Annotated in this window: 11 protein-coding genes; 8 read left to right on the forward strand and 3 right to left on the reverse strand. The window is 24.8% G+C overall.

Annotation, left to right across the window (positions count from 1 at the left end; genetic code table 11):
- Positions 1–232: 232 nt before the first annotated feature.
- On the forward strand, positions 233–3,652 hold the full coding sequence (locus BUB01_RS09255; protein ID WP_072986427.1) for a hypothetical protein: 3,420 nt from the start codon (positions 233–235) through the stop codon (positions 3,650–3,652).
- Between the two features lie 226 nt (positions 3,653–3,878).
- Here the strand turns inward: BUB01_RS09255 and BUB01_RS09260 are convergent, their stop codons facing one another.
- Together BUB01_RS09260 and BUB01_RS09265 are read right to left on the reverse strand one after the other, a co-directional pair.
- On the reverse strand, positions 3,879–4,805 hold the full coding sequence (locus BUB01_RS09260) for a DUF11 domain-containing protein (protein ID WP_072986428.1): 927 nt from the start codon (positions 4,803–4,805) through the stop codon (positions 3,879–3,881).
- On the reverse strand, positions 4,799–5,278 hold the full coding sequence (locus BUB01_RS09265; protein ID WP_072986429.1) for an SPOCS domain-containing protein: 480 nt from the start codon (positions 5,276–5,278) through the stop codon (positions 4,799–4,801). Before BUB01_RS09265 ends, BUB01_RS09260 begins: the two co-directional genes overlap by 7 nt.
- Positions 5,279–5,527: 249 nt before the next feature.
- Here BUB01_RS09265 and BUB01_RS09270 point away from each other — a divergent pair, with 249 nt between their 5' ends.
- From BUB01_RS09270 to BUB01_RS09285, 4 genes are all read left to right on the forward strand, one after another.
- Positions 5,528–5,854, forward strand: coding sequence for a PadR family transcriptional regulator (locus BUB01_RS09270; protein ID WP_072986430.1), 327 nt, complete (start codon positions 5,528–5,530; stop codon positions 5,852–5,854).
- Positions 5,855–5,874: 20 nt separating this feature from the next.
- On the forward strand, positions 5,875–6,405 hold the full coding sequence (locus tag BUB01_RS09275; protein ID WP_072986431.1) for a DUF2812 domain-containing protein: 531 nt from the start codon (positions 5,875–5,877) through the stop codon (positions 6,403–6,405).
- Positions 6,406–6,553: 148 nt separating this feature from the next.
- Positions 6,554–7,087: a DUF2812 domain-containing protein gene (locus tag BUB01_RS09280; RefSeq protein ID WP_072986432.1), complete on the forward strand. Its 534-nt coding sequence runs from the start codon at positions 6,554–6,556 to the stop codon at positions 7,085–7,087.
- 218 nt (positions 7,088–7,305) lie between these two features.
- Positions 7,306–8,217 carry a TraB/GumN family protein gene (locus BUB01_RS09285; RefSeq protein WP_072986433.1) on the forward strand — a complete coding sequence of 304 codons (912 nt, stop codon included), beginning with the start codon at positions 7,306–7,308 and terminating at the stop codon, positions 8,215–8,217.
- A gap of 433 nt (positions 8,218–8,650) precedes the next feature.
- On the opposite strand, the gene BUB01_RS09290 is transcribed toward BUB01_RS09285, so the two are convergent.
- Positions 8,651–9,652, reverse strand: a complete 1,002-nt coding sequence (locus BUB01_RS09290; protein WP_072986434.1) for an acyltransferase — start codon at positions 9,650–9,652, stop codon at positions 8,651–8,653.
- A 229-nt stretch (positions 9,653–9,881) separates the two neighbouring features.
- Here BUB01_RS09290 and BUB01_RS09295 point away from each other — a divergent pair, with 229 nt between their 5' ends.
- From BUB01_RS09295 to BUB01_RS09305, 3 genes are all read left to right on the forward strand, one after another.
- Positions 9,882–10,100 carry a DUF1659 domain-containing protein gene (locus BUB01_RS09295; protein WP_072986435.1) on the forward strand — a complete coding sequence of 73 codons (219 nt, stop codon included), beginning with the start codon at positions 9,882–9,884 and terminating at the stop codon, positions 10,098–10,100.
- A gap of 120 nt (positions 10,101–10,220) precedes the next feature.
- Positions 10,221–10,448, forward strand: a complete 228-nt coding sequence (locus BUB01_RS09300; protein ID WP_072986436.1) for a DUF2922 domain-containing protein — start codon at positions 10,221–10,223, stop codon at positions 10,446–10,448.
- A gap of 242 nt (positions 10,449–10,690) precedes the next feature.
- Positions 10,691–12,175: a glycosyltransferase gene (locus BUB01_RS09305; protein ID WP_072986437.1), complete on the forward strand. Its 1,485-nt coding sequence runs from the start codon at positions 10,691–10,693 to the stop codon at positions 12,173–12,175.
- The last annotated feature ends 282 nt before the right edge of the window (positions 12,176–12,457 follow it).

Here is a 12,457-nt window from a genome sequence, read left to right on the forward strand (position 1 = left end):
AGCTGAATATACTATAAGTGAATATCCAAATTTCTAATTCGGCTACCAACAAACTTACTCATATTAACGTATGTGAGTAAAAATCTATCTTAATATTTATCAAACCTTTAAATTTAATCATTTTAACTTATTACAAATGAAAATTTCTATGCGTCTACTTAAATAGATGCTTTATAAAAAAAATAAGCCTAAATATATAATTTAAACTTTTATTAATATAAAGGAGAAAAATATGGGTTCTGAAATTTTAAGTCTAACTCTTAATAAAACCAACAATATTTTAATTATGGTTGGTGGTACTAGTAGCTTTACCTTAAGTGTAAGAAATCTTAGTTCATCTATTAGACTTTATAACTTAAATATATATTTATCTCTTCCTGATGGTCTTACACTTTCTAGCTCTACATTACCAGTAACATCAACTATTTCAAATACAGATGGAACATCTCTTAATTCATGGATAAATTTAAAAGATCTTGCACCACTAGAAGCCCCTTATGTATTTGACATTACGCTAAAATGTGCCTCAACCTTTAAAAATGGTACATCTATTCCTTTTGGATATGTATTTTCAGGAATAATAGTAAAGTGTGAAGTTGATACAAAACCTAGAGGTAATTACGATACTGGTAATGAAAAATATTTACAACAAGCTAACATGACATTTAAGAGTTGTAGATACTACTCAACTATTTCAACCTCTGGTAAAGTATTAAAAGGAGCTGGTACAGCTCCTAATTTAACAGATTATACAAAGGTTTATACTTCAACCTGCAAATTTTTTAATAATTCACTTTCTACTTCTACAGTTAATATAACCATATTACTTGAGGATGGTATCAGATATCTTGGAATATTCTCAACTTCTGGTACAGATTCTAGTAGTTTTTCATCTCCAATAATCTCCACTGTAACTATAAACGGAAAAAATTATATACAGCTATATTATGGAAGTGTACTACTCTCTAAAAACAGTAATACTACTTTAGTTTTTAATTATGCTGTTTGGAATAAATATAATAATAATCAAGGTAATTTAATATATCATGGTACAAAGTTAAATATGCTTATGAATATGAGCTCTATTGATGATAGTTATGATACAAGTATATATTTTTATGCTATGGATTTAATAATTACAACAACAGTAAATAAAACATCTGTAGATGTTCAATCTCTAGTAAATTTTAGTTATACCTACTCTGTAGGACAATATTTCGATATTCAAAATATAGTTGTAAATTATTTCATCCCTGATGGTATTTTGTATACTTCTAGCTCTGTTACTCCAACTTCAGTAGTAGACGATCCTACTTTAAAAGGATACTATCTAACTTACAATAGACCTATAGCAATAAAAAATTCAACTACAACTATAACCATCTATACAAAGATAGATAGTTACTATAGATATAAAAATATAGCTCCTGACCCTAAGTTACCAGTTGTAAGCTTTGATGATTTCATAGCTATAGCTAGCATTAGTGGAATAACTATAGAATTACAACTAAATGTTTCAGACTCTGCTACTACTTCTTGTAGCATAACTCTTCCTAGTATAAAAAAAGAATTTTTGAATGGATACTATAGAAATGGTACTGTAAAAACAATCTCAACCTTAGCCCCAGGAGATTTAGCTGAGTATAGACTAACTTACGATGCAAGTACTTTAAAAGCAATTCAAAAACAGATTTATTTAGATGACTTTTTCCCACTATCAGCTGATCCTATTGATAATTTAACTTATAATATTACAGGTTATCTTCCAACTTCCACAACACCACTTCCAATAGATCCTCATGGCCAAGATTTTTATTATGGAGATATACCAGGCTCATCATCTTCAGTTATAGTTTTTAAAGTACCAATTAAACTCCTAGGTTCTTCAGGACAAAATATGAACCTATTAAAGATAAAGGGAATAAACACTTACAATGTAGCTTATAGTAATAGAACTCAGGTATTAATTAATATAGGTACTCCCAACTTACAATTAACAAAATCAGTAAGTGGCCCTAATAAAACTACAATAAAATCTTCTGAAATATATTCTTATACTGTAAAAATTACAAACACCAATACCCTAGGAACAGAAACTGATGCCTTTAGTTTTGAGTTAAATGATACCTTGTCATCTTGGTTCACCATTATGCCAAACACAATACAAGTTACAGGAACTGGTTTATATGGCTCTGTAACTTATGATTCTACAAATATTAAGCTTCCTATCAATAAACTAGCTCCAGGACAGTCATTAACTCTATTTTATAGCGTAACTCTTAGTGACTATATTCCTCCAAATTTAACAATAACAACAACAGCTACTAATACTAATCCTTATTCACAACTTTATGATGCTGCTTTAGATAATTTTAGATATTCAAACTTAAATAAAACAGCTTCTGTTAGTATAAATTCAGCTTCTATTTCTCTTGCAAAAACTACAAATAATACTCTATTAAAAGTTGGTTCTGATATATCATATACTATAACCTTAACTATTCCTCAAGGAACCATAGTTTATGGTGTATATATAAAAGATACTCTACCAAGTGGAAATCAATCTTATGAAGGCTCTGCATTTAGAAATAATCTTCCTATAACACCATCTGTTAGTAATAATATTATTACTTTCCCAAATGAAGGAACTATAGATGCTAGATTATCTTCTCAAACCATAATCTATACTCTAAATTGCAAGATTACAAATGCAACTAAAACTGTAAACACATTAACATCAACTCAAACAAATACTTGCCAAGTTTTTTATAAACAAACTGCTACAGGAACAAGTTATTCTATTAGTAAAAATCTAATTATAACTATTAATCATCCTAATATTGTTTTAGCTCTTACTGCAACAGATACTACAACTTCTACTATATATACTCAAACTGCAGTTATAAATACAAATTCTATTATGTTATTCAAACTAGATTTTCTAAATAATAGTTATATAAAACTTATAAATGGTACAGTTGAAATTCCAATAAACGATAACTTTATATTTACTTCAATTAATGTTACCACTAGCTGCTCTGCAAATTATGATTCTATAAACAAAAAGATAGTTATTAGTATCCCTTCACTAGATGTTAATATGACAGGATATTTAACTTTTATTTTAACTCCTAAACCAAATCTTAACTCTGGTTCTTCTATGCAAGTTCAAGCTACTGCAACTAAGTATTATAATGACGTATCAACAAAGATTTATGGAGGGGAAACTAGTAATATTATAACTTGTTCATTACCACCTGGAGTTTCTTTATTACCAAACCCTATAGATAAAGTAAATGACTCAACATCATTTAGAATAACTCAGCCGGGTTCTGTAGCCACAATAATCAATTATTTTCAAAATACTGGTGGTGGTTATGATAGTTATAATCTAAAAATAGATCCTGTAGGTATTGACTACACCTTGTATATTGATGATATCAAAATAGCAGATGTAAGTAAAAACACTCTTTATCAAGCTGATTTAGATATAATGAAAAATCTAGCTCCAAATGATACTAGAGTAATAAAAATAGAATCTCTTATTCCTATAACAACACCTCTTGGATTTAGGTTTGACTTTATTGTAACTACTAAATCAAAAACTTCTCCTTATCCTAAAAAAACAGTTTTGAATATAGATCCTCATTAAAAAAGTAGATTTTTAAAAATTGTTCTCATAATCCTTATTTTATCTATAATAATATAAAGTATTGCTATAACTATAAATAATTTCGTATATATAAAAACACTATCAAAATCTATTATTAGGTTTCGATAGTGTTTCTTTTTATTAATTATATATAATTAATATCATATACTATTCTATTACTACATTTTATATTTTCAAGAATTTATAAATTTCATACTAGCATTTTTTATATGTCTATTAATGCTATTGTATATATTAATAATTCATCCTCTAACCAAGCAATCTCAGAATAATGTTCTATACCTACATCTAAATCTTTATGTGAGCAAAATTCTATTCCATAAGGAACTAATATATTAGTAGAAAACCCCCTAATATCATTTAACTTTTCACATCTTCTATAACACATGCTATTCACTATAAATTCTATGTTATACTCAATAGTACCTATAACTACAAGATTATTTAATGTTTTTTCCTCATGTTCTTTTGTATTAGTAACTGGAGTATTAACTAACTTTGTCTTTATTACATTAACATCTACACTTAATTTTTCTATATATACTTTTTCATTTTTAAAACACTTAAAAGAAAAAATATCAGTAATATTAAATTGTTTAAATAAATTATCTCTAATATTAGTAGAAGTTTCATTAGTTTCTTTGTCTAATCTAACTGGTGGTTTTTCTACGTTATAAATATAATCATATTTAAAATTCCCTTGATTTTTAATAGCTATGTTACAATGATACGGCATCACAATAGCCTTAAAACATATCTCTGTCGTTTCACTAATCTTAAGATTATCTATGAAAAAACCTTTAATAACACTAATACAATTATGCTTTACTCCATTTATTCTCACTGAATTTTTAATAAATCTTACTTCTCTAGGTAAAAAGTCTTGAAAAAATATATTGGTAACAATTTTATCGCTTATATTGGAGATTATAATAGTGTATCTTAAAATATCAAAGCTAGATGCATACTCTTTATCAACCTTCTTTTCTACCTTAAGCATATCATCTGCCACAATAGTTTCTGTTTTATTACTAAATATAGTCTTAGCTATAATAGGACTTAAAGGAGTCATCTTATAATTAAAATCTATTCTACATTCATTAATTACTCTCATAACTTTTATACTTAACAATACTCCCTATCATACTTAATTAATAATGTAGAAGTAACCAATATATTATTTTTATCTATTATAATAGCTTCCAAATCCTCTATAAGATATTTTAAATTAATTGGTCCTACTTCACATATTTCTCCATCTATTACTATAAACGTACTAAAGGGTATAAAATCTTCTAATAAACATACGTTTTTACATATTTTACAAGCAACGTATGTTATCTTTACATTTAACCTTCCTATAATAACTAAATTACACCCAGTTAAGTTTTGTCCCTCAATAGATCTTCCTTTCATTCCATAAACTATTTTACAGCTCTCTACCTCTAAAGAACCTGAAATAGCCTTTATTTCGTAGTCACTTCCTTGTTTGCAAGTTAATTTTATATTTTTATATATATTAAATTGTATAAACTCATCTAAATTATTATCATCCTCACCATGAATAAAAAGTGATGTTATTTCACTTAATTTAAATTTAGCCATATTATACCCCTTATATTTATATACCACTATTAATATATGTACTGAAAAAATATATAAGCATATTAGTAAAAAATACTCTCTAATTTAACAACATATACAATTTAAGTTATTAGAATTTTATTTTTACATTAATTCAAATACATGTTGACTCATGTAAATTTTGGTATTATTATATAGTTAAATGATATATCAGTTAACGATATAACAATTTCTGATATAACAGTTTTTGATATATGGAGATGATAATTTTTGAAAAAGGAAATAAAAAAATATTTACCACTTTCCGAAAGTACTTACTATATTCTCCTAAGCCTTTATACTCCCAATCATGGTTACGGTATTATGAAAGGCGTCGAAGAACTTACAAATGGTGAAGTCAAAATAGGGGCTGGTACTTTATATGGGGCTATCTCAAAGCTCTTAAATGATAAAGCTATAATTGAAGCTGGTGAAGAAGGAAGAAAAAAGCTCTATGCTTTAACAGACTTAGGACTTGAACTTCTTCTAGCTGAATATGAAAGAATTCAAAGAATGAACTTAAATGGTAAAAATATTTTAAAAGACTTATTAAAATAATTTAAAAGGGTGGAGATTTTATGAAAGGTGTAATCAAAAAATTTAAATACTTTGGTTTGTGTGATTTAGAAAAGGAAGAAGCTTATCTTAATAAAATGAGCCAAAATGGTTTTGAATTTATTGAAAGATGTAATTTTATATATAAATTTAAAAAACTAAATGGTCCTGGTGGAACTTTTAGAATAGATTATAGAACTTTTAATGATTATAAATCCTATATAGATTATATTAGATTCTTAAATGAATTAGATTATGAAAAAATAGATCGTTATAATGACTTGTATTATTTTAAAACTCTAAATAATACAAATATTCATTTTTTATCAGAACCCCAATCCAAAATTGACATACTGAAAAAACTTTTTAAAATTAATACACGTACTTTAATAATCATTTTACTATGTTATATTTCTCCTTTTATACTTTGGAGCGTTCCAATTGCACTAGATTGGTCCTCACTTCTATATTGGGGATTTTTCTGTGCTTTAACTTTATATAATATATTTAATATCATAAAGAAGTATTTAAGATTAAAAAAAGAGATTTATTAACTTTAATTATAATTGAATTCAAATAATATATTTATAAATCAATCAAAAAATAAGCTTAAAACATTTTATTTAATAGTTTGTAATTATGTTTACAAATTGTTTTCTATAATAAAAATAAATTTATTTGCATAAAAAGGGTGGGATTTTTATGAAAGAAATAATTACAAAAATTAAATATTTTAGTCCTTGGAATTTAAAGAAAGAGGAGGACTATCTTAACAAAATGAACCAAAATGGTTATGAATTTATTAAAAGATGTTTTTTTATATACAAATTTAAAAAAGTAAATAAACCTAATGGAACTTTTAAAATAGACTATAGACAATTTAGTAGAGATGGTCAAGGATACTTAAATTATTACAAATTTCTAAAAGAATTAGAAGTTATAAACATAACAGATTCTAACGGACGCCATTACTTTAAAATTTTAAAAGATAATAATTTGGATTTTTTTTCAGATAAACACTCCCAAATTCAACTCTTAAAAAGAATACTTAAAGATTACAGTCTTGGCTTAGTATTTACTTTACTAATATTATCAACTTTTTTATATCCATTTCCTACATTTAATTTAGATAACTGGGATTTCTTTTTAGTTTGGGGAATTTTTATTGTTTTTTATTTAGTCTGTATCTTCAATATACTAAAAAACTATATCAAATTAAAGAAGGAAACTTATTAAATTTGATTAAAATATTATAATTACAAATTAATTATAATATAGTTTGTAATTATGTTTACATTATTGTAATTAATACTATTTACTATTGTTAAAACAAATTTATATCTTAAATATCAAAAACTGTACATTATACAAAGTATATTATTATAAAATTTTAATTACCTATAATAAGATTAAATTAATATTAAAAAATTTATCACAATGTTAGGAGATAAAAAATGAAAAAAATATTATCTAAAACTCTAATATCAATTTTACTTTTATCATTTTCAATTTCTTTTCTTGGTTGTGAAAAACCTAAAAAAACTGAAACTGCCACAACTACTAAAGGCTTTATATGGAAAGTTACATCAAATGATAAGCATTTGTACCTAGTTGGAACTATGCATCCTTCACCCAAAGATTGTAATTTCTTTAATGAAAGTATAAACAAAATAATAGATGAAAGTTCAGGTATTGCTGTAGAATGTAATATGAAAAAAGATAATAACTTTCAAAGCAAGGCCCTATCTTTAATTAATTTATCTAAAGGAACAATAGAGGATTCATTAACAAAAGATGAAATCAGCAAATTAAAACAACTTTGTAAAGATAATGATATTAATTATGATGACATAAAGAAACTTAGTCCTCTCGGAATATTGCAAACATTTCAAAACAAACTTTTAAATAAAATTGACTTTACTGGGCCAAGTTTTGACTCATTATTAATTAATGAATTTAATGGAAAGAAAAAAGAAATTGTTGAACTTGAATCTGTTGACTTTCAACTTGATTTATCATCTAAAATCTACAATATAGATACCCTAAAAAAATGTTTAAATGAAGATAATAATAAAAGTAATAATATTGATAAGGAAAATGTAATTAAACTATTTGATGCTTTTAAAGATGGCTCCCTTTCATATCCTGAAGAAAGTATTAGAGAAGATAAAAAAAATCCTGAATATTATAAATTACTTGTTTATGATAGAAATATAAATATGACTTCTAAGATAGAAAATCTTTTAAATAGTGGAAAAGTATATATGGTTGCTGTTGGGTACAAGCACTATGTTGGGGAAGATAGTATTATAGAGCATCTTAAAGAAAAAGGATATAAAATTGAAAGATTACTACCCTTTGAGTAATTATATATAGGTTCTAATATATAACCTACATCCAGAATTTTTAGAGCAGTCTACGATTTCGAGTAATTTGAATGTAAAAAGTTAATTGGAACTTATATAAAAATAATTTGACTATGCACCATTATACCTAATCCATATAGCACATTTATGCAACTTGAAGGCTATAAATCACCATGTAAATAACTCAATAATTCAAAAATTACATTTTTGAAAATCTTAGTACAAATATTATAAAAACAAATATGTTTACATTTAAGTAAATATATTTGTTTTAACTATTTTTAACTTAACTTTATAAATAAAATTTTATTATTACAATTCTCTGAAAAATATATTTCCTTCATAAAATATACATTTAATAATATACTTATATAACAAAAAGACGTGTAGGTAGTTTTTTTATTACTACTTACACGCTTATTTTAAAATTTGATCAATTTACAATCTTCCTTGTAAATTTAAATTTATATAATAATATTGATGTTAATAAAGATAAAATAAAAATAATAACTACATATATAATTATATCGAAAAACACAAACCCTGTTAGCACAGATTTTGTAGCACCAATGATTCCTGTTAAAAAGGCTATGTGCACTCCATATATACCTAAACTATATTTTGCTAATGATGCTAATTTGTACTTTTTAAAATTTAAATTACTAAAGAAAATATATAAAGAAATACCTTCAAGTAATGTAAGAGGATTTAGACTTGTATGAAAATATTGCCAAGCCATACTCCCTTTGTATTGAACAAACATTGCACTTGAAGCTCCCAAACTACAAAGTAATATATAAAAAATTAAAAAGAATCTAAAATTAAGCTTAGGTTTATAATCTTTCAAAACATATCCTATTAAGAAATATCCCATAAATTCTACAGGATAATATAACGGAATATTTTTAAAACCTATCATACATCTAGATATTTCTGCAACAAATCCTATAAACAATATTAAGCAACTTATATTTCTAAAGGCTTTCCTACTTACACCATTTTTGATTTTATAAAATACAGGTGTCAAAATATACAATTCAATTATTAGATAAAAAAACCATAAATGAATTGAAGCACCTTCATTAATTATATTACTCCCTATCTTATAAATTGATGTTTTAGGATCTGTTAAAAGAATTAAAACTGTATAAATTATATTCCAAGCTATACACGGTATAATTACTCTAGGAAGCTTTTTCTTATAAAAACCCTTTACGTCATTCCCATCCCAATTGCTCAATAAATATCGTCCACTAATCATTAAAAATATAGGAACTGCACATCTAGTAAAAATAGATATTGTTGATGATGTTGCAAAAGTTAAATTAAATGTATTCATATTCTGCAATATATATACAGCTGAGACATGAGTAATAATAACTAATATAGCTGCTATCACTCTTAAAGAGTCTATGTTTTCTTCTCTTTTATTCATAATTTATCTCCTTTTTAATAAATTATTATAATATTTTGATTATAATTTTACATTTTGTATAGTTAATTTTTACTTCTTAGTCACTATTCCGTGACAATTATATTTTACCATTAATAACTTTATTTGTAAATAAACTTGCAATTTTTAAATTAACTAATTTAGAAAATTTTTTTAATTTCAGTAAATCTTCTTTTCTTTGTATATATATAAAGCGAAAGGAGTTGATAATATGGCAGTATCAGCAGTACCAGTTAAAGTTTCAATGCTTGTTAAATATCAAAACGGGGTAGATGGGAAAGGAAAACCTAAGTTCAAATCTCAAAAATTAAGTAAACTTAACTTTGCTTTAACAGATGAAGATTTCAGCTTAGTTTCTAAAGAAATTACAAAGCTTATTGATTCTCAAAACGTAACTGTTCAGAAAGAGCAAATACTTGTTATAGCATAAAAAGCTATTTATAGTATTTAAACAAATGAATTAAGCGCTTAAAATTTAAAATTAATTTTAAATTTTGCCCTTAATTCTAAATTATTAGAATTAATCTTTAATAAAAAAGGGAGGTAAAAAATGAGTAAAAGAAACTTAACACTAGTTATGACTTTTAAAAATTCAGCTGGAAATCATTCAAACATTTCTATAAATGGGGTTAAAGAAAATCTTACTGAAGCTGATATTAATGGTGTTATGGATACCATTATAGCTAAGAATGTTTTCACATCTAAAGGTGGAAATCTAGTAGCTAAGCTTAAAGCAGATATAGTTGATAAAACTACATCTACCTTTGAATTTAAATAGTTTATAAAAATGGTGACGTAAGAGTCACCATTTTTATTTTTAATTTTAGAAACAAATACATTTACGTAAATATATTTGTTTACATTCTTGAAAACTTATAAGTAAATATTATATTTTTTCAATGAGTAACTTATTACTATCCTAAGAATATATTTAAAATGAACATTAATTTAAAGTTACTCCACTTCTTAAATGCATATATCACTTTAAATTAAAATCTTAACTTAGAAAGAGGGTTATTTATGATTACTTTGAGTGTTTGTATTATATCTAAAAATGAAGAAAAGAACATAGGCAGATGTTTGAGAAGTATATCTAACATAGCTGATGAAATAATAATTGTAGATACAGGATCAACAGATAAAACTATTGATATAGCAAAAAACTTTAATGCTAAAATAATAAAATCTAATTGGAATAATGATTTTTCTAACGCCAGGAATTTAGCTTTAGATAATGCTATTATGGATTACATTTTATATATTGATTGCGATGAAGAGCTTGATACCTCTAATGGAATGCTACTTAAGAAAAGTCTTGGAACAAAAGATAATATAGAATGCTATTGTATAAACCTTATAAATATTGTAAATGGTAAGAAAAATATGAGTATTCAAAGCTTAAGAATTTTTAAAAATAGACCTGAATTTAGATTTAAGGGTAAGATTCACGAACAAATTTTTCCTTCAATATGTGAAATCTATGGTGATGATTGCGTAGAACTCTTAGATAAGATTAATCTTTATCACTATGGTTATGATATTAATAAGGCTGATATCCAAAAAAAAATTCAACGAAACCTTTCAATATTTAGAGAATATGATGAAAATGAAAAAGATGGATTTTATTATTACAATCTAGGTAACGAATACCTTAGACTAAATGATTTAGAAGCTGCTATAAAAAATTATATTAAAGCTTTTAATATTCCTAGTTTTGATAATGGTTTTAGAATATTTTTATCTATATACCTTGTAAAATCTTTATTTGATTTAAAAAGATATAAAGAAGCATTATATTATGCTGATAAATTTATAACTGAATATGAATACTTTTCTGATCTAATTTTTTTAAAAGCTATTTGTTATTATGAGATTGGGAAATTTTCCAACACAAAGGCTTCTATACTTCAATACTTAGCTTCTAAGGATAAAGTAGTTGGGTATCCTGAATTTAAGTTTGATGCTTCCACTGATATAATTGCCTTTTTAAAAGAACTTTCTACAAAAAGTATAGATACAAAAGGAAATGCACTTACTACAATAATTATAATAGATAAAGACTCCCCACATTTAGAACAGACTATAAAAAGTGTAAATGAATTAAGTAAGGAAATTATATTAGTTTATGATGATAACAAAACTTTTGGAGTTAAAGAGCTTCAACATTACTTAGTAAAAATCTATAATTATAATAAAAAAGGATTATCTAAAACTCTTAATGTACTCCTTAAAAGAATCACTACTCCATGGGTCCTAATTTTAAAATCAGGAGAAAGTTTAGGCTTAAATGAAGCTAAGCTTATTTCAAAAGATATTAATTCAAACTCTTCTGTCGGATTTTATGTTCCTATAATAAATTCTTCAACTTCAAAAATTAAAACTACGGAATTTAGATTATTCAAAGGTTCTGAATATAAAAAGTATAGTTCTCTTAATAAATTTGAAGACTCCATTTCTCTTCAAAAATCAATAAATACTAGCTCTGGGTGTATAATTGAAAGTTAGATTTCAATTACAAGATTGAAAATTTTTATTAAAAGTAGGTATATTCTTTAATTACCTACTTTTTTATTTTTAGAGAAAACTTTTAAACAAACTTATATGTTTTTATTTTTGTTTACATTATTATAATATTATATGTTTACTATTTATTTTTATATTAGTAAATAAATTTATTTAAAAAATGTTTGTAATTATATAATTTTATTTAAAAATAATTTTGTATACTTTTTAGTTTATAAAATTATCACCATATTACTCAGCATGAGTAATATGGTGATAAAAAAT

Origin of the sequence: Clostridium cavendishii DSM 21758, assembly GCF_900141845.1 — a bacterium.
Lineage (GTDB): Bacteria > Bacillota > Clostridia > Clostridiales > Clostridiaceae > Clostridium_AG > Clostridium_AG cavendishii.